Origin of the sequence: Pseudooctadecabacter sp. (genome assembly GCF_965657175.1) — a bacterium.
GTDB lineage: Bacteria > Pseudomonadota > Alphaproteobacteria > Rhodobacterales > Rhodobacteraceae > Octadecabacter.
Map to the genome: position 1 here is coordinate 179,947 of NZ_CBFHNH010000003.1, position 18,808 is coordinate 198,754.

Annotated in this window: 22 protein-coding genes, 1 tRNA gene and 2 rRNA genes; 3 read left to right on the forward strand and 22 right to left on the reverse strand. The window is 57.0% G+C overall.

The window, feature by feature from the left end; translation table 11 throughout:
* The first annotated feature begins 59 nt into the window (after positions 1 to 59).
* Positions 60 to 227 (forward strand): YdcH family protein, encoded by a 168-nt coding sequence (locus ACTG36_RS04920; protein WP_375280046.1) that lies wholly within the window; start codon positions 60 to 62, stop codon positions 225 to 227.
* Positions 228 to 259: 32 nt separating this feature from the next.
* Here ACTG36_RS04920 and ACTG36_RS04925 read toward each other — a convergent pair whose 3' ends face one another.
* The 4 genes from ACTG36_RS04925 to ACTG36_RS04940 form a co-directional block, all read right to left on the reverse strand.
* On the reverse strand, positions 260 to 1,198 hold the full coding sequence (locus tag ACTG36_RS04925; RefSeq protein ID WP_375280047.1) for a transcriptional regulator GcvA: 939 nt from the start codon (positions 1,196 to 1,198) through the stop codon (positions 260 to 262).
* Positions 1,199 to 1,775: 577 nt separating this feature from the next.
* Entirely contained in the window at positions 1,776 to 2,498 is a 723-nt protein-coding gene (gene phbB, locus ACTG36_RS04930; protein WP_375280048.1) for an acetoacetyl-CoA reductase, read from the reverse strand.
* Positions 2,499 to 2,587: 89 nt separating this feature from the next.
* Complete coding sequence (locus ACTG36_RS04935; RefSeq protein WP_375280049.1) at positions 2,588 to 3,763, reverse strand: acetyl-CoA C-acetyltransferase; 1,176 nt, start codon at positions 3,761 to 3,763, stop codon at positions 2,588 to 2,590.
* Positions 3,764 to 3,953: 190 nt separating this feature from the next.
* Positions 3,954 to 4,754 carry an EAL domain-containing protein gene (locus ACTG36_RS04940; RefSeq protein ID WP_375280050.1) on the reverse strand — a complete coding sequence of 267 codons (801 nt, stop codon included), beginning with the start codon at positions 4,752 to 4,754 and terminating at the stop codon, positions 3,954 to 3,956.
* A gap of 103 nt (positions 4,755 to 4,857) precedes the next feature.
* Here ACTG36_RS04940 and ACTG36_RS04945 point away from each other — a divergent pair, with 103 nt between their 5' ends.
* Positions 4,858 to 5,427 (forward strand): DNA-3-methyladenine glycosylase I, encoded by a 570-nt coding sequence (locus tag ACTG36_RS04945; protein WP_375280051.1) that lies wholly within the window; start codon positions 4,858 to 4,860, stop codon positions 5,425 to 5,427.
* Here ACTG36_RS04945 and ACTG36_RS04950 read toward each other — a convergent pair.
* The 15 genes from ACTG36_RS04950 to ACTG36_RS05020 form a co-directional block, all read right to left on the reverse strand.
* Positions 5,413 to 5,850: a molybdenum cofactor biosynthesis protein MoaE gene (locus ACTG36_RS04950; RefSeq protein ID WP_375280052.1), complete on the reverse strand. Its 438-nt coding sequence runs from the start codon at positions 5,848 to 5,850 to the stop codon at positions 5,413 to 5,415. The genes ACTG36_RS04945 and ACTG36_RS04950 overlap by 15 nt on opposite strands.
* Before the next feature lie 2 nt (positions 5,851 to 5,852).
* Positions 5,853 to 6,098 carry a molybdopterin converting factor subunit 1 gene (gene moaD, locus ACTG36_RS04955; protein ID WP_375280053.1) on the reverse strand — a complete coding sequence of 82 codons (246 nt, stop codon included), beginning with the start codon at positions 6,096 to 6,098 and terminating at the stop codon, positions 5,853 to 5,855.
* Positions 6,099 to 6,110: 12 nt separating this feature from the next.
* Positions 6,111 to 6,773: a CDP-diacylglycerol--glycerol-3-phosphate 3-phosphatidyltransferase gene (gene pgsA, locus ACTG36_RS04960; RefSeq protein WP_375280054.1), complete on the reverse strand. Its 663-nt coding sequence runs from the start codon at positions 6,771 to 6,773 to the stop codon at positions 6,111 to 6,113.
* 188 nt (positions 6,774 to 6,961) lie between these two features.
* Positions 6,962 to 8,827, reverse strand: coding sequence for an excinuclease ABC subunit UvrC (uvrC, locus tag ACTG36_RS04965; RefSeq protein ID WP_375280055.1), 1,866 nt, complete (start codon positions 8,825 to 8,827; stop codon positions 6,962 to 6,964).
* Positions 8,828 to 9,114: 287 nt separating this feature from the next.
* Complete coding sequence (locus tag ACTG36_RS04970; protein WP_375280056.1) at positions 9,115 to 9,894, reverse strand: SDR family oxidoreductase; 780 nt, start codon at positions 9,892 to 9,894, stop codon at positions 9,115 to 9,117.
* Positions 9,894 to 10,871, reverse strand: coding sequence for a calcium/sodium antiporter (locus ACTG36_RS04975; protein WP_375280057.1), 978 nt, complete (start codon positions 10,869 to 10,871; stop codon positions 9,894 to 9,896). Before ACTG36_RS04975 ends, ACTG36_RS04970 begins: the two co-directional genes overlap by 1 nt.
* Positions 10,871 to 11,032, reverse strand: coding sequence for a hypothetical protein (locus tag ACTG36_RS04980; protein WP_296417093.1), 162 nt, complete (start codon positions 11,030 to 11,032; stop codon positions 10,871 to 10,873). The genes ACTG36_RS04975 and ACTG36_RS04980 overlap by 1 nt, the downstream gene beginning before the upstream one ends.
* The gene (locus ACTG36_RS04985) at positions 11,033 to 11,824 is read right to left on the reverse strand and encodes a S49 family peptidase (RefSeq protein WP_375280058.1); all 792 of its coding nucleotides are present in this window, start codon (positions 11,822 to 11,824) and stop codon (positions 11,033 to 11,035) included.
* Between the two features lie 43 nt (positions 11,825 to 11,867).
* On the reverse strand, positions 11,868 to 12,629 hold the full coding sequence (locus ACTG36_RS04990; RefSeq protein WP_375280059.1) for an ABC transporter permease: 762 nt from the start codon (positions 12,627 to 12,629) through the stop codon (positions 11,868 to 11,870).
* Complete coding sequence (locus ACTG36_RS04995; protein WP_375280060.1) at positions 12,626 to 13,561, reverse strand: ABC transporter ATP-binding protein; 936 nt, start codon at positions 13,559 to 13,561, stop codon at positions 12,626 to 12,628. Before ACTG36_RS04995 ends, ACTG36_RS04990 begins: the two co-directional genes overlap by 4 nt.
* A gap of 650 nt (positions 13,562 to 14,211) precedes the next feature.
* Positions 14,212 to 14,964, reverse strand: coding sequence for a DUF2971 domain-containing protein (locus ACTG36_RS05000; RefSeq protein ID WP_439141598.1), 753 nt, complete (start codon positions 14,962 to 14,964; stop codon positions 14,212 to 14,214).
* Between the two features lie 18 nt (positions 14,965 to 14,982).
* The gene (locus ACTG36_RS05005; protein ID WP_375280062.1) at positions 14,983 to 15,138 is read right to left on the reverse strand and encodes a hypothetical protein; all 156 of its coding nucleotides are present in this window, start codon (positions 15,136 to 15,138) and stop codon (positions 14,983 to 14,985) included.
* A gap of 14 nt (positions 15,139 to 15,152) precedes the next feature.
* Positions 15,153 to 15,782 (reverse strand): SDR family NAD(P)-dependent oxidoreductase, encoded by a 630-nt coding sequence (locus tag ACTG36_RS05010; protein ID WP_439141600.1) that lies wholly within the window; start codon positions 15,780 to 15,782, stop codon positions 15,153 to 15,155.
* A 117-nt stretch (positions 15,783 to 15,899) separates the two neighbouring features.
* Positions 15,900 to 16,544: a CmcJ/NvfI family oxidoreductase gene (locus ACTG36_RS05015; protein ID WP_439141602.1), complete on the reverse strand. Its 645-nt coding sequence runs from the start codon at positions 16,542 to 16,544 to the stop codon at positions 15,900 to 15,902.
* Between the two features lie 57 nt (positions 16,545 to 16,601).
* Entirely contained in the window at positions 16,602 to 16,904 is a 303-nt protein-coding gene (locus tag ACTG36_RS05020) for a DUF1330 domain-containing protein (RefSeq protein ID WP_439141604.1), read from the reverse strand.
* A gap of 106 nt (positions 16,905 to 17,010) precedes the next feature.
* Here ACTG36_RS05020 and ACTG36_RS05025 point away from each other — a divergent pair, with 106 nt between their 5' ends.
* A complete protein-coding gene (locus tag ACTG36_RS05025; protein WP_439141609.1) occupies positions 17,011 to 18,159 on the forward strand; it encodes a LysR family transcriptional regulator in 1,149 nt (382 codons plus the stop codon).
* Here ACTG36_RS05025 and ACTG36_RS05030 read toward each other — a convergent pair.
* From ACTG36_RS05030 to ACTG36_RS05040, 3 genes are all read right to left on the reverse strand, one after another.
* Positions 18,116 to 18,192, reverse strand: a tRNA-Met gene (locus ACTG36_RS05030). The two genes, ACTG36_RS05025 and ACTG36_RS05030, sit on opposite strands and share 44 nt — an antisense overlap.
* A 48-nt stretch (positions 18,193 to 18,240) precedes the next feature.
* Positions 18,241 to 18,355 (reverse strand): 5S ribosomal RNA (gene rrf, locus ACTG36_RS05035).
* A gap of 130 nt (positions 18,356 to 18,485) precedes the next feature.
* A 23S ribosomal RNA gene (locus tag ACTG36_RS05040) occupies positions 18,486 to 18,808 on the reverse strand; the annotation flags it as partial.

Sequence of the window (18,808 nt, forward strand, 5' to 3'; positions counted from 1 at the left end):
TGACAGAGGCCGCGAAATGTGGTCCGATACACTACACATCAACATAACGGAGGATACCCATGAGCTTGACGTCCCACCTTCAGGAACTCAAGAAGAAGCACGAATCCCTCTCCAATGCCGTCGAAGTGGCCCAACGAAGCCCCGGCGTTGATGACCTTGAGATTTCACGTCTCAAGAAACAAAAACTCCACCTCAAAGAAGAAATCACGCGCCTGTCCGCAGGCTAAGCGTTTGGCGTTGGCGTTTTGCGCCAGCGCCGTCACCCCGCCTCGGCGGCCACCAGATCGCGCCCCTCTTCGAACACGCGCGATGCCTGAATTTCACTGAAAATCCAGTTCTTGAAAGCCGCCACATGGGGCCGCGTTTGGGTGCCCGCAGGGCAGATGAACCGAAATTGTGCTTGCGTCAAAAGTCCGGTTTTGAACGGAGCCACCAAGCGCCCCTGTTCCAGCGCACGTGTGGCCAGCGACACCCGCCCCAACACCACCCCCGCGCCCGAAATCGCCGTATCCAGCGCGTGATCGGCCTGACTGAACCGCAAGCCTGACGTCGTATCGATAGAAATACCCGCCGCACGGCACCAGGCGGGCCAATCGGTAGGTTGTTTGAAGAAGGCGATCGATTCGTCATGGATCAATGGCGCACCTTCAAGTTTTTCTGGCGTATCGTATTTGGCCGCCAATTCTGGCGTCATCATCGGCGTCATCCATTCACGGATCAGCGGTTCTGAAAAAACGCCTTCGTCATTCCCCAACCCAAACCGGATCGCGACGTCCACCTCATCGCGGTCAAAGTCGATCAACCGCAAGCTGGCCGAAAAGCGCAATTCAATCTCCGGATGGGCCTGTGCGAATTCAAAAAGGCGGGGGGCCAGCCATTTTGATGTGAATGCAGGGCCAGCGGTAACAGTCAATGTCTTGTTATCGCTCAATCTTTGTGTATTTCGCCATGCCGCCGACAGGGCCGCGAACCCGTCCGTCACACCGGGCGCCAAAGCGCGCCCTGCCTCCGTCAGCTCCACCGCGCGGTTCAGACGGCGGAACACCGGATGGCCCAAATGGTCCTCCAACGACTTGATCTGGAACGACAGGGCAGCGGGTGTGACGTTCAATTCTGCCGCAGCTTGCGCAAAGGACAGGTGGCGGGCCGCGGCCTCAAAAGCGCGCAGGGCGGTCAAAGGGGGCAAACGGTCAGACATCTCACATAAGTATATCTTAACTGAACCGTTGGAAAGTCTCGTTTGTCAGACCGCCCGATCAACGCCATCTTAGGGTCAGACACCGAAACACCTCTGAGAGGATCACGATATGTTCGAAGCAACCACAAACGCCCGCACCCGCGACGCCATCCGCACAGCCCACGCCCAGCGCGGCGCGGTTCTGCGCGGCCTGTTCCGCCGCAAGTAACGCTCCGGCAGGCTTAGGTCTCTGACCAGTCCAGCCGAACGCAAACGGGCCGATCCAGCACGGGGGTCGGCCCGTCTGTCATCCAGACTTGCAGAATCCGCAACACGGGCTTGCGGCCTTATCGGTTTTCGCACGGCGTGCATCCGCGTATTCAATCCCCATGGGAGGAGACCACGCCACGCATAGGATGGACCCATGTACGACCAACTGACACCTGCCCAAGTCGACCGCATCATCGCCCAAGCCCGCAGCCAGCGCGCAGGCGCATTCGGCCGGATGATGGCAAACCTGTTCCGCCGCTAATCCGGTCGGACAATGCAAAAAGGGCGGGGATCATCCCCGCCCTTTTGTCATTCTGGCGTCTGAATATCAGACGAAGAACTGCGCACCGTTGGCCGAAATGGTCGACCCATTGATGAACCCGCTTTCGTCGGAGGCAAGGAACGCCACACAACGTGCGATTTCCTCAGGCTCCCCCAAACGACCGGCAGGGATCTGGCTGATGATGCTGTCGCGCACCTTTTCAGGCACGGCCATCACCATTTCCGTGGCGATATAACCGGGGCAAATCGCATTCGCGGTGATACCCGCACGCGCGCCTTCTTGCGCCAAGGACTTCACGATCCCCAGATCACCGGCCTTCGTCGCGGCGTAGTTCACCTGCGCGAACTGACCTTTTTGACCGTTGATCGAAGAAATCACGATAACGCGGCCGAACTTGCGTTCGCGCATGCCGGGCCAGATCGGGTGCACGGTGTTGAACACGCCGGTCAGGTTCGTGTCGATCACTTGGTGCCACTGTTCGGGCGTCATTTTGTGGAAAGGCGCATCGCGGGTGATGCCTGCGTTGGCGACGACAACCTCAATCGGGCCCAAATCAGCCTCAACCTGTTCCAGCCCCGCTTTGGAACTGTCGTAGTCCGCGACGTTCCACTTGTAGGTCTTGATGCCGGTTTCTTCGGTGAACTTCGCGGCGGCTTCGTCGTTGCCCGCGTAGGTCGCCGCAACGGTATAGCCGTCCGCTTTGAGCTTTTTCGAAATGGCCTCACCGATACCGCGGCTACCGCCGGTGACGAGTGCAACACGTCCCATGGTCTTCTCCTTCAAACAGTCTGTTTGGTAATTTCATTATACGCGAATAATCCCGTGCGCAACTTTATTGCGCACGGGACGTGACGTTATCAGGAACGTTCAACACACAGCGCAACACCCATGCCGCCACCGATGCACAACGTCGCGAGACCCTTTTTGGCATCCCGGCGCTTCATCTCAAAAAGCAACGTGTTGAGCACGCGGCAGCCGGAGGCGCCAATCGGGTGGCCAATTGCAATGGCACCGCCGTTCACGTTTACGATGGCCGGATCCCAGCCCATGTCCTTGTTCACAGCGCAGGCTTGTGCTGCGAAAGCTTCGTTGGCTTCGACCAGATCAAGGTCATCCACAGACCAACCCGCCTTGTCCAGCGCCTTGCGGGACGCATAGATCGGGCCCACGCCCATGATCGACGGGTCCAGACCGGCGGTGGCGTAGGACGCGATCCGCGCCAAAGGCTCAATCCCACGCTTTTCGGCTTCATCGGCGGACATCAACAGGGTCGCTGCCGCACCGTCATTGAGGCCGGAGGCGTTGGCGGCCGTCACAGACCCATCTTTCGTGAAGGCAGGGCGCATCTTTGCCATCGCTTCGATGTTGGCGCCGTGGCGGATGTATTCGTCCTGATCCACAACGATGTCGCCCTTGCGGGTCTTCACCGTGAAGGCCGCGATTTCATCAGCGAACTTGCCAGCCTTTTGTGCGGCCTCGGCCTTGTTTTGGGAAGCCACAGCAAATTCGTCCTGCATATCGCGGGAAATTTGCCACTGTTCGGCGACATTTTCGGCGGTTTGACCCATGTGGTACTGGTTGAACGCATCCCAAAGACCGTCCTTGATCATGGTGTCGATCAGCTTCATGTCGCCCATTTTCTGACCCGCGCGCATGGCTTGGGCGTGGGGGGACATCGTCATGTTTTCCTGACCACCCGCCGCCACAATCGACGCATCGCCCAGCATGATGTGCTGCGCGCCCAGCGCGACAGCGCGCAGGCCGGACCCGCAGACCTGGTTGATGGACCATGCTGCGGCCTCTTTTGGCAGGCCCGCGTTCACATGGGCTTGACGGGCGGGGTTTTGACCCTGCGCAGCCGTCAGTACCTGACCCAGAATGGTTTCCGAGATTTCGGATTTATCGACACCCGCACGCGCGACGACGGCCTCAAGAACGGCAGCGCCCAGATCATGGGCAGGTGTGTTGGCGAACGATCCGCCAAAGCTGCCGACAGCGGTACGCGCGGCAGATGCAATTACAACGTTGGTCATGGGGTGAGTCCTCTTGTTGGTCCGACCGGTCGGCGGAACAAGAGAGCCCCAGTTGCCGTAACTTTGCACGACACGTGGCTGCGGGCCCCCTTACCCGCCGTTGTGCCCGTGCATATGAGATTGCGCGCCCGTGCGCAACGGGTTCACCCTGCGTCACCTGACCGCGACGCGAATGTCCGCCATGCACTTTCTACTTCACCGAGAATTTCGGAACCCCGAAGTGATACCCCTGAACACAGTCAACACCCACCGACATCAAAAAATCCGCCTCTTGCTGGGATTCGACCCCCTCCCCCACCGCGAACATTTCAAATTGGTGGGCGACAGTGATCAGCGCCTCTGCCAGCACCTGATTGTCTGGGTCCCGATGAATATTGCGCGTAAAATGGCTGTCGACCTTCACCAGATCAAAGAAGAAATCCTTGAGGTACCGAAAGGCCGTGAGCCCCGCGCCGAAATCGTCCAAGGCGAACGCCAGCCCATAGGGCTGCATCTCTGCCATGAAGCGGATCACAACCTCAGGCAATTTCATTGCGCTTTCTTCGGAAATCTCCAAAATTAGCCGATCCGCATACATCGACCCACTGTCAAGTTCGCGTTCCAAAACCCGCCGCCACGCCGCATCCCCCAGCGACCGCGCCGATACATTGACCGACAGCCGCAGGTCTTGGTGCCGCGCAAGCAGCCGAAAGGCGAGCTTGAGACTGGCCGCATCGATATCACGTCCAATGCTCGTATCTTCGATCTGGCCCATGAATTGCGCGGCTGGAATGATGCGCCCCGTCTCGTCCATGACGCGGATGAGGCATTCGTGAAACGCCACAGGAAAGCCGCTTTGCGCCGCACAGACGGGCTGCAACGCCAATTGACACGAATCCGTCTGCAAGGCCGTGCGCACCATCGACAACACATCCTTGTCCCGCACGCTCACCGCATATTCCAGCGGATCACGTGGCGTCTGATCATCCCATTCAGAGGCGTTCGGTCCCACGGTTTCAATCCCTCAATAACCCTGCACGTGGTGCCACATAGATGTTTAAGGGCTGGTAAAGGATAAGCGTTTGAACCTAATTTTATCTATAAAGGAGACCCCCATGTCAGACCGCTGCGGCTGGGCCGGATCAGAACAGATCTACACCGATTACCACGACACCGAATGGGGCGTGCCGGAATGGGACAGCCGCGCTTTGTGGGAAAAGCTGATCCTCGACGGGTTTCAGGCGGGCCTTAGCTGGATCACCATTTTGAAGAAACGCGATAATTTCCGCGAGGCCTTTGAAGGGTTCGATCCCGCCGTTATCGCCTCGTGGGGCGAACCACAGGTCAACCGCCTTTTGCAAAACCCCGGCATTATCCGTCATCGCGGCAAGATCGAGGCCACGATCACGAACGCCCAAGCCTATCTGCAAATCGACGATTTTTCAGCGTTGTGTTGGTCCTATGTGGGCGGTGCGCCGATCCAGAACCGGTTTGAAACGTTGTCCGATGTGCCAGCCGCCACGGACATCTCCACCCAGTTTTCCAAAGACCTCAAGAAAATGGGGTTCAAATTCTGTGGCCCGACGATCGTCTATGCGTGGATGCAGGCCTGTGGGCTGGTCAACGACCATCTGGTCACGTGTCCGCAAAGACCTGTCTGTGCGCGGCTGTCACCAACGATTTAGCGCGGCCTCATCCTCGTCTTTTGACGCGACCCAATCAGACCCGTCTGCGGTCACTTCCTTCTTCCAGAAGGGCGCGCGGGATTTGAGGTAATCCATCAAAAACTCCGCCGCTTCAAAAGCGTCCTTGCGATGTTTGGATGCGGTCGCGACCATCATGATTACCTCCCCCACATCCAACCGGCCGAAGCGGTGAATGACCATCGCCTCCGCCAAATCCCACCGCTGCATCGCCTCGCCCCGAATGGCCCCCAGCGCCTTTTCGGTCATGCCGGGATAATGCTCGATCTCCATGCCCTCTAGGCCACCGGTCACATCCCGCACGACGCCCGTGAAACTGACAACCGCCCCCGCACCGGGGCAGGCGGCTGAAAAGGTGTTCAGCTCCCCACCGGGATCAAAGGGCATGGCCTGCACACGGATCATGGCTAGCCCCCCGTCATGGGCGGGAAAAACGCCACTTCCTGCACGCCCTCCAAGGACGCAGCAAAATCCGCAAGCTCCTGATCCAGCGCCACGCGCAGGGCACTCACGTCTTCAAACGCGGCCTCATAACGGGCCTCACGGGCGCGCAACTCATCCACCAGCTCGGCCACAGTCTTAGCCGACGTGTCCACGACTTCGCGCGGCAGTCCAATGCGTTCCCGCACCCAAGCAAAATACATAACCTGCATCGCGTCCCCGCCTCATTTGTCACTCAAGAACGGCATCGCTTTGCGCAAATAATCCGCGCCGGTGATGACCGTCAAAACCATGGCCGACCACAACAGGATGATCCCGATCCACCACGAATAATACGCCCCGTTCAGCTTCCATCCGATCCCACCTTCATCAGGCAATTCACCCGACAAAATGGCATCCACCGTGGCGCCGTCCATGCCCTCAACAGACATCTCGAAATAGGTCTCAAACGCGCCGGTGGAAAACAAAACGGCAATGGCCGTCATCTGAGCAGCCGTTTTCCACTTGGCCAGCTTGGTGACTTTCAACGTCCCCGCTGTATCGCCTAGAAACTCCCGCAGGCCGGACACGAAGGTCTCACGGAACATGATCAAGGTCGCAGGCAGCAAAATCCACGGGTTCATGCCGGAAAACCCGCAAATCACCAGCAATGCGATGACCACCATCGCCTTGTCAGCGATCGGGTCCAGCATCGCACCAAACTTGCTTTCCTGCTTCCATGCGCGCGCCAGATAGCCATCGACCCAGTCGGTCGTCGCGGCCACCACGAACAAGATCAGCGCGAACCAATCCGCCCAAGGCCGCGCGAAATACAAAAACATGATCGCCACACCGGGGGCCGCCAGCAGACGCAACAGCGTCAGGATATTGGGAATGTTCCACGTCATATCGTCTGTCTAAGCCCTTTGCCGCCCATGCGCCACCGCCCCGCGTCTCTGGTTCACAAATACCTGAAAAACGACAGGACAGCCGAGCGCCCGATTCCTTATACTACGCACCGCTGACCCGCTTCCGTCGCGCAGCGCAGCGGCGCGGATCGGATGGGCAAAGCCCATTCGAAACCCCGCAGGCGCCATCAGCCTTTTTCGTTGAAGTAGCCATAGATCGTCTCGGCCATATTGTCCGAAATCCCGTCCACCGCCTTGAGGTCCGCCAAAGCCGCGCGTCCCACCGCCTTCGCAGATCCGAAATGCTGCAACAGCGCGCGTTTGCGCGCGGCCCCGACACCCGGCACGTCATCCAAAGGCGTGGCCCCGATGGCCTTGCTCCGTTTGGCGCGGTGGGTGCCAATGGCAAATCGGTGCGCCTCATCCCGCATCCGCTGGATGAAATATAAAACCGGATCATTGCGCGGCAACGCCATGACAGGCTTGCCTGTGCGGTAGAATTCTTCTTTACCGTGGTCGCGATCCACACCCTTGGCCACACCGACCATGGGCACGTCGCTGACGCCCAGTTCGTCCATAATTTCGCGCACCGCGCTGACCTGTCCCGCACCGCCGTCAATCAGCAATAAACCGGGCCACGTGCCCAGCTGCCTATCGGGGTCTTCCTTTAACAGCCGCTTGAAGCGCCGCGTCAGGACCTCCTTCATCATGCCAAAGTCATCGCCGGGGGTCAGCTCCTCGCCGCGAATGTTGAACTTTCGGTACTGGTTTTTATCGAATCCCTCGGGCCCCGCGACGATCATCGCGCCCACAGCAAACGCCCCTTGAATGTGGGAGTTGTCGTAAACCTCAACCCGCTGCGGCACCTGTGGCAGATCGAACGCCTCTTTCAACCCGCGCAACAGCCGCGCCTGCGTGGCGGTCTCTGACATCTTGCGGCCAAGGCTTTCGCGGGCATTGCGCGCAGCCCCGCTGACCAGCTCCGCCTTTTCGCCCCGCTGCGGCACGACAATCTCAACCTTGCGGCCGGCCTTATCGGCCAGCAGTTCACAGACCAGGTCCTCGTCATCCACGCCGTGGGACAACAACAACAGCCGCGGCGGCTCACGGTCGGCATAGAACTGCCCGATGAAGGCCTGCATGACCTCCGCCGGGTCCTCATCACCACTCACACGGGGGTAATAATCGCGGTTGCCCCAGTTCTGATTGGCGCGGATGAAAAAGACCTGCACACAGGCCTGCCCGCCATCGCGGTGCAGCGCGATCACATCAGCCTCCGTGGTGTTCTGCGGGTTGATGCCCTGCGCCGTCTGCACCTGCGTCAGCGCCTTGATCCGATCGCGCAAAGCAGCGGCCCGTTCAAACTCCATATCCTCGGACGCTTGTGTCATCTGCTTGGCCAAAGCCGCTTGCATGTCCGTTGTCTTACCGGTCAAAAACCGCTCCGCATCGCGCACCAGCTGCTTGTACTCCGCCACCTCGATCTTGCCCACGCAGGGCGCGCTGCAGCGTTTGATCTGATACTGCAAACAGGGCCGCGTCCGCGTCTCGTAATCACTGTCGCTGCAGGTCCGCAGCAGGAACGCCCGCTGCAGGGTGTTCAACGTCCGGTTCACCGCCCCCGCACTGGCAAATGGGCCAAAATAGGTGCCCTTCTTTTTCTTCGCGCCGCGATGTTTGTCGATGCGCGGATAATCATGGTCCTTTGAGATCAGGATATTCGGAAACGACTTATCGTCGCGCAGCAACACATTGTACTTGGGCTTCAACTGCTTGATGAGGTTCTGTTCCAGCAACAGCGCCTCGGTTTCTGTCTGGGTGGTCAGAAACATCATCGACGCGGTGTGCGAAATCATCGTGGCAATGCGCGCGGAATGGCCCGTCGGCCGCGCATAATTGCTCACCCTGTTCTTGAGGTTCCGCGCCTTGCCCACATACAGCACACGGCTTTCACTATCGAGCATCCGGTACACACCAGGGGACGAATCAATCGTCCGCAAATAGCCCTGAATCACCTGATAGCCGGTCTTGATGGAGGGGGATTCGCTGCTCATGTCCCTAACCTATGATTCTATGCCGTCGCTGCAATGGCGTCCCCCGTGCCGCAAGTGAAAACATCCCCACAGAATCTGTGGATAACTACGGGGGTAGATGTCGGCGAATGGCAATTTATCGTTGTTTCTGTGGGGGTTCATCTGTTTGCCCGATAATTAGGCATCTCCGCAAGATGCTGTAATCGTTGAAAAAAATTATTAACAATTTCTAAGCATTTGAAATCATTAACGAAAAGTAAACGTTTTGTGACGCCTCAGAGTGGCGGTGCACAAGTTGATGCAGCGTCCTACTCTACACCCAAAACATCCGGCGTTTCCCAGCCCAGATGTTGGCCGCCATCGACGCACAAAAGCTGCCCCGTCACCCCTCGCGAATCGAGGAAATACCCCAAGGCACCGGTGATATCCGCCACGTTCGCACCACGGCCCAAAACAGTGCTGTCGCGCTGCCGTTTGAAGTGGTCCGCAGACTGGCGCGCGCCCTGCAATGTGGGGCCCGGCCCGATGGCATTGACGCGAATGTCAGGCGCCAGCCCTTGGGCGGCGGTCTGCGTAAATGCCCAAAGCCCCATCTTGGCGATGGTGTAGGTCATAAACTCCGGCGTCAGTTTGCGCACCCGCTGGTCGATCATGTTGACGACAAGCCCGCGCGCCATGGGTTCCCCCATCTCGTCGGTCCCAGCCTTGGGGCATTGTGCGGCAAAGGCTTGGGTCAAAACGAAGGGCGCACGCAGGTTGGACCCGATGTGCCGGTCCCAACTGTCGCGTGTGGCGGTGTGCACGTTGTCATATTCAAAGATGGAGGCGTTGTTGACCAGCACCGTCAGGGGCTGCCCCAGCAGTCGGGTGGCCTCGGGCACGAGGGCGGTCGTCTGCGTCTCATCCAGAAGGTCGGCTTGCAGAGCGATGGCTGTGCGACCCATCGCCGAAACCTCATCCACGACGGCCTCAGCCGCATCAGCGCTGGCATTGTAATGGATCGCCACATCCAAGCCCCGCCCTGCCAGATAAAGCGCCATGGCCTTACCCAGGCGCGCGGACCCGCCGGTGACCAGCGCTGCCCCCATCACAGGACAACCCATAGATAGGCGATATAGGCCGCAGACAGCGCCACGCCCCAGACGCGCGTCAAATCCTGACGCAGGTAGACGAAGGGGATCAGCAGCAAAGAGGCCGCCACCATGACCCAGAAATCAAAGGCAAAGAAATTCGGGCTGACGGGGATATTGCCCACCAAAGACGCCACACCGATGATGCCCAACAGGTTGAACATGTTGGACCCGATGACATTGCCCAACGCCACATCCGCCTGACGGCGCAGCGCTGCCATCACAGTCGTGGCCAGTTCCGGCAACGATGTGCCAATGGCCACCAACGTCAGACCGATCACCGCGTCCGAAACCCCGTAATCGCGGGCGATGTTGGACGCGCCGTCCACCAGAAGGCTGGCGCCCAGCGGCAGGCCGATCATGCCAAGGATCAAGAACAGAATGATTTTGGACCACGGCAGGTCGGGGTCCGCGCCCTCGAGGTCGTCTGCGTCATCCTCAGCGCAGGCCTGACGGTGATCTTTGGCCGCCAGGGCCGCATGGGTCAGCATCGCGGCCAGTGCTGCCAGCAAAATCAGACCCGCGATCCAGTCATACACGCCGCGATAGGCCAGCGCGATAAACAGCACGGTCGCCGCGATCATCTGCAGGTAGGACGCACGGGTGTTGAATTGGCTGGTATGCATCACCGCCAACAACGCCGGCACACCCAGCACCAACAATACATTGGCCGTGTTCGACCCAACAACATTGCCCAAGGCCAGATCAGGGACGCCGTCCCAAATGGCCTGAACGGAAATCAACAGCTCCGGCGCGGAGGTCCCGAAGGCCACAATCGTCAACGACACGATCAACGCAGGCACGCCCAGCCGCAGCGACAGGTTCACTGCACCCTTCACAAGGCTGTCCCCTGCCAGCAACAACAACACCAGACCCACAATCGTATAGATCCAGTCGGTGACCGGACCTGCGGGCAAAGATATCCACTCATGCATCAGGTGCGATCCTTACACGAACAAGGTTTGCCAAAAGTAAACCGCCCACACTGGCGACATTTGGCATCCGTCAGCCGTTTCATCCCCGGCACGGTGAGTTTTCCGAACATCGCCAGAACGCCCATACCGATGAGAAAGAGGGAGACAATTTTAAAGATCATTTACAGGCCAAACCTTGCATACGCCGCACGTTCTTCGATGCCTTGAACAGCATCATCCACAATCTGCGCGCCAAAACGGGCGAGGAATGGCTTTTTCGCGCCGAACCGGCGGAAGGTCACTTTGTCCCCAAAGCGGTCCTTCATCATCGGCACAAGGTGGCCAATGCCATCCGCCAGCCCCACATCAACACCCTTCTGACCCACCCAGATATCACCTGTGAACAGGTCTTGGCTGTCATCAAGTTTCGCACCCCGCCGCGTGCGAATGTGGTCCTTAAAGACCTCATGCAGGTCATCCAACAGGGTCTTGAGCCGTTTCACATCCGCCGGTTTTTCCGGCTGAAACGGATCCAACATGCTTTTGGACTTGCCGGCTGTATAAACCCGCCGCTCAGCGCCGACCTTATCCAGCGTTCCAGTCAGACCGAAGCCCGCGGAAATCACCCCGATGGACCCGACGATAGACCCCGGATCGACGTAAATCTCATCCGCCGCCACGGCGAGCCAATAGCCGCCCGATGCCGCCACGTCCTCCACAAATGCAAAGACCGGCACGTCCTTTTCATCGGCCAAACGCCGAATACGGGCGGCAATCAGGGACGATTGCACGGGCGATCCACCGGGGCTGGAAATTTCCAGCGCCACGGCCTTGGGTTTGGATTTGAAGGCTTTTTCAATCGCCTCTGACAGGCCGCGATCAGACAGCGCGCGGCCAGATGTGGCGATGGCACCCTGCAGGCGGACAACAGCCACATGCGGGTCATTCTTGAGAAAGGGGATCCAGCGTTTCATCTGGGGTTATGTAGGCCGAGCACGGGCGTGAAACAAGGCACCGTCACTGCCTGATCCGCCAGCCGGTTTTGAAGATCCACGCAATGACGCCCACACAGGCTGCGGTGAACATCGCGATGGCAAAAAGGCTCAACCCGATGGGCACATCAGCGGTGCCGAAGAACGACCACCGGAACCCCGAAATCAGGTAGACCACCGGATTGAACAGGGTGATCGTTTGCCAGATGGGCGGCAACATAGAGACGGAATAAAACGACCCGCCCAAAAACACCAAGGGCGTGATGATCAACAGCGGGATCAGTTGCAACTGTTCGAAATTCCCCGCCCAGATGCCGATGATGAACCCCAAAAGCGAGAACGACAAACACGTCAACGTCAAAAACGCCAGCATGGCCAACGGATGGGCGATGGTGATGTCGACGAACAAGAACGAGGTCGCCAAAATCACCAACCCGATAAACATCGCCTTGGTCGCGGCCGCGCCAACATAGCCCAATGTGATTTCCAGAAAATTCACGGGCGCAGACAGCAATTCATAAATCGTGCCAATGAATTTGGGGAAATATATCCCGAAACTCGCGTTGCTGGTGGCCTGCGTCATCACGCTGAGCATGATGAGGCCGGGCACGATGAACGCGCCGTAGCCCACGCCCTCAACCTCTTCGATCCGCGATCCGATGGCCGTGCCAAAGACCACAAAATAAAGAGAGGTTGAAATGACTGGGCTGATGAAGCTTTGCGTCAGCGTGCGAAAGAACCGCGCCATTTCGAACAGATAGATGGATTTGATAGCTTGGTAATTCATGCGCCCGCCCCTTGGGTGTTGTCCGCCACGAGGGAGACGAAAATCTCCTCCAAAGAAGACTGCTGCGTCTGAAGGTCGGTCATTTTCAGACCCGCCCCCGGCAGTGCGGCAAGAAGGCCAGTGATGCCCGTCCTCTCCATCCGGGTGTCATAGGTATAGACAAGGTGCCCGTCTTTGACCGTCAAATCATAGTCAGCCAATCCTGCAGGCACCTGTGTCACGGGGTCCGCCAACATGATGGTCATGCTTTTCTGGCCCATGCGGGTCATCAAAGCGTCTTTGTCTTCAACGAGTAGAATTTCACCCTTGGCGATGACACCGATGCGGTCGGCGATCGCTTCAGCCTCTTCGATGTAGTGGGTCGTCAAGATGATGGTAACGCCGTCCTCTTTCAGGCGGGCGACGACCTCCCACATGTCTTTGCGCAGCTCAACATCCACACCTGCGGTGGGTTCATCGAGAAACAACACACGGGGTTCATGGGCCAGCGCCTTGGCGATCAATACACGGCGTTTCATGCCGCCTGACAGCATCATGATCTTTGCGTCCTTCTTGTCCCACAGGGACAGCGATTTCAGGACCTTCTCAAGATGGGCCGGGTTCGCTTTCTTGCCGAACAGCCCACGCGAAAAACGGACCGTGTTCATCACCGTCTCAAAGGGTTCAAGGTTGATTTCTTGTGGAACAAGCCCCACCAAAGCCCGCGCTGCACGGTAGTCGGTGATGCTGTCATGGCCGCCGATGGCAATACGGCCTTCGGTTGCACGGGTGATCCCGCAGATCGTGGAAATCAACGTGGTTTTGCCCGCACCGTTCGGTCCGAGAAGGGCGATGATTTCACCTTCTTTGATGTCCAGATTAACAGTTTTGAGCGCCTCAAAGCCGCCGTCATACCGCTTGGTGAGGTCACGGACCTCGACGATGTTGATCATGATGGTCTTCCTTTGTCTGGCAACCTAGTGCGCGTGCATCGGAAGGGGAAGACGCGGCGGCAAATATGGCGGGTTGGCTGCATTCGCATTTGGATCGGATCGGCTGTTGAGTTCTCCAGTTTATGGTTCTGGGGACCGTGGCCCAGTGACGGGCCGTTTGCGTCGTGGGTCTGCCCGTACGTGCTGCATTGGCGTTGGGCGCCTGTTGGCGCGGGGCACAAAAAACCGCCCCCCAGGGCGGTGTGTGCGTGTTGGGTCCCCTCGCGCTTTGGGTTGCAATACGCTGTGAGGGCTACGGCTTCTTGATTTCATGAAGAAAGCCTTGGTTGCGGGAGTTCGTAACTACCGAAAGCGAATGGTCATTGTGCTGACTGTTTAATCGCAACAAGCGACTTATCCGTGGGGCTTAGGGCAAACGACAGTTGCGGTATTTTATTAAATAAAATCAAATACTTTATACGGGTATGTCTGCTCAAATCGTAGTACCATATCGTAGTAACGTACCCATAAATTTTCCGCAACAAGAGCGTTGTCGCATAGAGTAGGGTGTGTTGGCCTACGGTCGTGCTAGTCGCGTTTCAGCGAAATGAGCTTAGATTCGCAGCAAACCGTCCCGTCCCGTTCGATCCTTGTTTTCCTTTGTGTAACCGTCAACGAAACCTGCGCTTAATGTTCGCAACATCTTCAAGATAGCCATCTAGGGCACCGTCGTGATCCAAAATCCTAAACGGATTGGTCATTGCTGCGTGACGCTGATGATCTTCTGTAATCCGACACCAAGGACATTGTTCGCCTTCTTCATTCAATGGCTCCGAACAGGACTCACATATAAAGTCGGTTTCAACAATTTGCCCATCGGAGAACACGCGGGTCTTTCGCTGATCGTCCAGCAGATACGGGGTGGGATAGCTCTTCCCAATCACAACCTCATAGCTTTCGTAGCCATATCGACCCGCGATGTCCTTCACTGACGGCAGTTTTGGCTCTGGAAACTTGCTTCCCACGATCACTGCACTGATGCAGCTAGCTGGTAGAAAGAGGATGTGGTTCCCGACAATCTCTTCACAATTCTCTTCATCAACAACCATCCTGCATTCCTGCTCATATGCCCATTCAGCATATTTTGAGAAGTAAGCAGCGGAAAAAACCGCATCACGGAGCCAAGATGCATGTCTTGGTTTTCCAACAACTGATGCCTTCGCCAGGAGGTCGTGAAGATCGGTCTTCGGTGCTTCTAGATAGTCCACATCGCGGATTGGTGTGTGTGGGTGATGCTCCTTGATCCTGTCACTATCGAACTCCAGCACAAAACCCGAATGGTTGTCCGCATAGTGCGCCCACATCGGCGAGACAATCGGAGACTTTGAGAAGCAGGTGGTTGGAAACTGAGGTAGCTCCTGCACGATATCGTTGTAAGTCGCCTAGTGCTCCGTCGGCACACTCAGGTCTAACGCCAAAAACAACTCGTAAGGGTCATTGTAGTCCTTTGGGAAGGAGAACTTCAGCCCACAAAACCCCTCACGGTCAAAGACCAGATCAAACACCTCGTGTGAAAAATACTTGTAGACCTTGGCCATCTTAAATCCCTTAATCACCAAATCCGTTTCAATGTCTGGTTATGTGCGATCTGATTGAGGCAAAAGAAGGGCTGTTTGTCAGCAAGCAGAGAGCCGGGATTGACGGCGATGAAGACCGGGCCGTCAGGATGGGTTGCGGCCATCTGTGCAGACCATAAGGCGATGCCGCGTTTGCTCTGTGCATAGGCCCCCATGTCATCGAGGTGCTTGTCTCCGGCAAGGGCCACCAGATCAACTGGGGCCTGGGCAGCGGACGACAGGTTAATGATGCGGCCATCGCTTGGAATGATCGGCAACAGGGCTTTGGTCAGAACATGCGGGGCCAGTGTGTTCACTACAAACCGTACATCCTGACCGTTTGGCAGGATCGGGTTGTGGGTTTTGTATACACCGGCATTGTTGATGAGCACATCAATCCGATCACGGTTGGCTTTGATGGCCTCGGCGAGTTGTGCCGTCTCTTCCAGTGACGAGAGGTCGGCCTGATATGTGGCGACATCGCCTCCTAGCTCTTTTGCTGCGGCCTCCAGCTTATCCGCACTTCGGCCATGCAGAATGACGGTGTGGCCCATACCAGCGAGGGTCTTGGCGGTCAGCAATCCAATGCCGTCGGTTGATCCAGTGATGAGAATGGTTTTGGTCATCATGTACTCTTTTCTGTTGGAAATCCGGGAAGTACCTCATCGGCCAGGCGCTTCATGGTGTGTTCGATGTCGGCTTGGTTGAACCGCAGGTTCAGGGCGACGTGGTTGATCCCGTGGTCACGCAGAGACGCGAGATAGGTCCTCAGGAACGTGATGCCGGATCGGAAACCCAGATGGATTGGTGTCGGCCCTGTACCATCCTCCGCGATGAGATCGACATAGAGGGACTGCATGACCGGCTTTGTCTCGGCACCGGCATTTGCACAGCGCAGACGATAATCCTTCCCCCACTAGACGCCACACATTGATGAAACCGTAGTGTCCGTCTGACCATTCAGCAGCTTTCGCCTCACCCAGTATGTCGATCAGCCTTTGCTTTGCACCCGCGGGGCTATAATCACTGTGGACATTGCGGGCAGGTTTGCGTGTCGCGTTAGGATCGTCGATACGGACGGTGTGGTCAAAGATGATGATCTCAGTTGCACCAACTTCACGTGTGAGCAGGTTCTTGAGTTCCTGGTCATGGGTATCCCGCCAAGCATGGTCTTGATCGAATGCACGCACAGTTGAGGGTGCGGTCAGGAACCCAACACTGTCGCGCTCGAAGCTGACAGCGACATTCGTGCGGACATCAGTCAGTTGAACCTCGGTCACATCGAGCCTTGGCGAGACGATCTTCCCGACAACGCCACCAGCGTCGATATGATAGGCTTGCCGCTCAGATGCATGAACATGGTAATTCACCGTCGCAGTGCGTGGCATCGTGATTATCCTCTTTGCAGAGGGCCCGGTGCGATGCATCGGGCCCAGATCATCTAATCAGGCAAGGTCGTCTTTGCCTTCGATCACGAAATGGTAGCTTTCTGATCCTGCGGTACGGGCATCGAGATGCGGTTTGTACTCAGGATCATTCATGAAGCTCATTGCCGCCTCTTTCGATGGCCATTCCAGGCTGATGCGGAGTGCGGCAGCTTGCTCACCGCCCTCGACCTGTTCGTGCGATGAGGTGCGGGCCAGATACTTGCCGCCATGTTTGGCAACAAACTTGTTTCCTGTCGGCAAGTCGTCGGGAATCCAGTCTTCGCTGGATGGCGTGACAGCGAGAACGGAATAGTAGGCCATGGGGTATCTCCTGTGGCGTGTCCATTCCCAACAAGATATCGGCCATTGCAAAACCTGAATAAACTGGGTCAGATCGGAAATAATATTTCCGATTTTGGATATAATGATGGAAACAGATACTCTGCGCCTCTTTGTGCTGGCTGCCGACAAGCTGAACATCAGCGCCGCCGGGCGGGAACTTGGGCTGGCCCCATCAGTTGCCAGTTCCTGGATGAGCAAGCTGGAGAAAAGCGTAGGGGCCGACCTGCTGCATCGGTCCACCAGAAAGGTCGCACTCTCGACGGAGGGGCTAGAGTTCTTGCCCTATGCCAGAGACATCGTTGCCCGTGAGGATGCTGCCAGAGCCGCACTTGGCCAGGGCGAAGCACGGATAAACCCCGAAGATGAGTGGATCATCCATCAAGTCCCGGAACTTCGTATTGTCTATGATGACTTGTGGGCGTCTGTAAAAGAACGGCAATCGCAACTTAAGCACAAGCGTGGTGGCGAACTGACGTCGGAAAATCATTTCCGCGACCGCCGCCGCCCAAAATATCTGTTCTCTGGGCTAACCAAATGCGCGTGCTGCGGTGGTGGCTACACCATGATCTCGGCTGATCTTGTTGGTTGTGCGACAGCCCGGAACAAGGGGACGTGCGACAATCGCAAAAACATACGCCGTGATCATCTGGAAGATCGTGTATTGGGTGCCTTACGTCATCACCTAATGGAACCGGCCTTGTTCAAAGAATTCTGCGATGAGTTTACAGGCGAAATGAACCGCCTCCGGATTGAAGAGCGATCAACGATCAAGGCTGGGCGAACTGAGCTGGCAAAAATTGATCGAGATTTAGACAAGATACTTCAACTCTTTCTCAACGATGCTCTGCCGGTGGAAATGGTGAAGGAAAAGAGCAAGCTGCTGGAAAGCAGGAAGCTAGAACTCGAAAATTTCCTCGCCAACGCCGATGAGCCGCCTCCGCTTTTACATCCCGAAATGGCGGGATTCTACCGCCTGCAGGTCGAGAAACTGCATTCCTCCCTGCAGGACGAAATCGAGGCCAAACGACTGGAGGCCACGGAGATTTTGCGGTCCCTGGTAGACGAGATCATTTTGACGCCAACTGACGATGAAATGCTCATCGATGTGAGGGGCGATCTTGCTGGAATCCTTGGCATTTCCCTAAAACGTAAAAAACCCACCACAAGGGCGGGTCAATCGCAATTTGAGTTGGTTGCGGGAGTAGGATTTGAACCTACGACCTTCAGGTTATGAGCCTGACGAGCTACCGGGCTGCTCCATCCCGCGCTACCTAAGTGTTACATCGTCGAGAGATACGTCTGAGTTTCTTACTAGGTTTGGCAGTGACTTACTCTCCCACGTCTTAAGACGCAGTACCATCAGCGCAACAGTGCTTAACGGCTGGGTTCGGAATGGAGCCAGGTGTTTCACTTGTGCTATGACCACCAAACCAAGAAAGAAACTCTTTTCATCAGCGCCCCCGATGTCTTCCCACGGGGGGCTGTCCAAGTCGCGTACAACTGATTGTGTTGTGTATGCTTTTGATCAGTAGAGGTCGTATGACCTTGCTTCTACTGGATCAAATCAAGCCTATCGAACCATTAGTACCAGTCAACTGAACGCATTGCTGCGCTTACATCTCTGGCCTATCGACGAAGTAGTCTACTTCGGTTCTCAGGGATACCTTGTTTTGAGGGGGGCTTCCCGCTTAGATGCCTTCAGCGGTTATCCTGTCCGATCATAGCTACCCAGCACTGCCGTTGGCACGACAACTGGTCCACCAGTGGATCGTTCACCCCGGTCCTCTCGTACTAGGGGCAACTCCTCTCAAGTATCCTACACCCACGGCAGATAGGGACCGAACTGTCTCACGACGTTCTAAACCCAGCTCACGTACCTCTTT

Coding starts and splice junctions, on each gene's coding strand:
- ACTG36_RS04920 (WP_375280046.1), top strand. CDS start 60: ATGAGCTTGACGTCCCACCTTCAGGAACTCAAGAAGAAGCACGAATCC.
- ACTG36_RS04925 (WP_375280047.1), bottom strand. CDS start 1,198: ATGTCTGACCGTTTGCCCCCTTTGACCGCCCTGCGCGCTTTTGAGGCC.
- phbB (WP_375280048.1), bottom strand. CDS start 2,498: ATGGGACGTGTTGCACTCGTCACCGGCGGTAGCCGCGGTATCGGTGAG.
- ACTG36_RS04935 (WP_375280049.1), bottom strand. CDS start 3,763: ATGACCAACGTTGTAATTGCATCTGCCGCGCGTACCGCTGTCGGCAGC.
- ACTG36_RS04945 (WP_375280051.1), top strand. CDS start 4,858: ATGTCAGACCGCTGCGGCTGGGCCGGATCAGAACAGATCTACACCGAT.
- ACTG36_RS04950 (WP_375280052.1), bottom strand. CDS start 5,850: ATGATCCGTGTGCAGGCCATGCCCTTTGATCCCGGTGGGGAGCTGAAC.
- moaD (WP_375280053.1), bottom strand. CDS start 6,098: ATGCAGGTTATGTATTTTGCTTGGGTGCGGGAACGCATTGGACTGCCG.
- pgsA (WP_375280054.1), bottom strand. CDS start 6,773: ATGACGTGGAACATTCCCAATATCCTGACGCTGTTGCGTCTGCTGGCG.
- uvrC (WP_375280055.1), bottom strand. CDS start 8,827: ATGAGCAGCGAATCCCCCTCCATCAAGACCGGCTATCAGGTGATTCAG.
- ACTG36_RS04970 (WP_375280056.1), bottom strand. CDS start 9,894: ATGGGGGCAGCGCTGGTCACCGGCGGGTCCGCGCGCCTGGGTAAGGCC.
- ACTG36_RS04975 (WP_375280057.1), bottom strand. CDS start 10,871: ATGCATGAGTGGATATCTTTGCCCGCAGGTCCGGTCACCGACTGGATC.
- ACTG36_RS04980 (WP_296417093.1), bottom strand. CDS start 11,032: ATGATCTTTAAAATTGTCTCCCTCTTTCTCATCGGTATGGGCGTTCTG.
- ACTG36_RS04985 (WP_375280058.1), bottom strand. CDS start 11,824: ATGAAACGCTGGATCCCCTTTCTCAAGAATGACCCGCATGTGGCTGTT.
- ACTG36_RS04990 (WP_375280059.1), bottom strand. CDS start 12,629: ATGAATTACCAAGCTATCAAATCCATCTATCTGTTCGAAATGGCGCGG.
- ACTG36_RS04995 (WP_375280060.1), bottom strand. CDS start 13,561: ATGATCAACATCGTCGAGGTCCGTGACCTCACCAAGCGGTATGACGGC.
- ACTG36_RS05005 (WP_375280062.1), bottom strand. CDS start 15,138: ATGGCCAAGGTCTACAAGTATTTTTCACACGAGGTGTTTGATCTGGTC.
- ACTG36_RS05010 (WP_439141600.1), bottom strand. CDS start 15,782: ATGACCAAAACCATTCTCATCACTGGATCAACCGACGGCATTGGATTG.
- ACTG36_RS05015 (WP_439141602.1), bottom strand. CDS start 16,544: ATGCCACGCACTGCGACGGTGAATTACCATGTTCATGCATCTGAGCGG.
- ACTG36_RS05020 (WP_439141604.1), bottom strand. CDS start 16,904: ATGGCCTACTATTCCGTTCTCGCTGTCACGCCATCCAGCGAAGACTGG.
- ACTG36_RS05025 (WP_439141609.1), top strand. CDS start 17,011: ATGGAAACAGATACTCTGCGCCTCTTTGTGCTGGCTGCCGACAAGCTG.